The sequence below is a fragment of the Chryseobacterium sp. SIMBA_028 genome (assembly GCF_046535285.1).
GTDB lineage: Bacteria > Bacteroidota > Bacteroidia > Flavobacteriales > Weeksellaceae > Chryseobacterium.
In genome coordinates this window covers 1-231 of the sequence record NZ_JAWRWZ010000884.1, presented here as the reverse complement: position 1 = coordinate 231, position 231 = coordinate 1, and the positions used below count along the sequence as shown (strand labels likewise).

Annotated in this window: 1 protein-coding gene; it reads right to left on the bottom strand. The window is 62.3% G+C overall.

The features are described from left to right. The coding region (locus tag SCA31_RS25740; protein WP_410699760.1) for a hypothetical protein at positions 1-231 on the bottom strand (231 nt) is incomplete at both ends.

Here is a 231-nt window from a genome sequence, read left to right as displayed (position 1 = left end):
GACCGATATCGGCTGATTGCCGATGAACAAGGCGACTGCCTGCGGGATTACGATGCATTGCGACAGGGCGGCAACGGCCTGGCGGCGCGCCTCCTCGGAGGAGGCCTGGAAGAGGGGCGTGAAGAGTTCCGCAAACTGCCGCAGCTCGGATCGCGTCGGATGCGCCAATCCTTCGAAGCTGCTGACAGTCGCCATCAATACCACGTCCTTCTTTCGAATGGCCATCGGCCC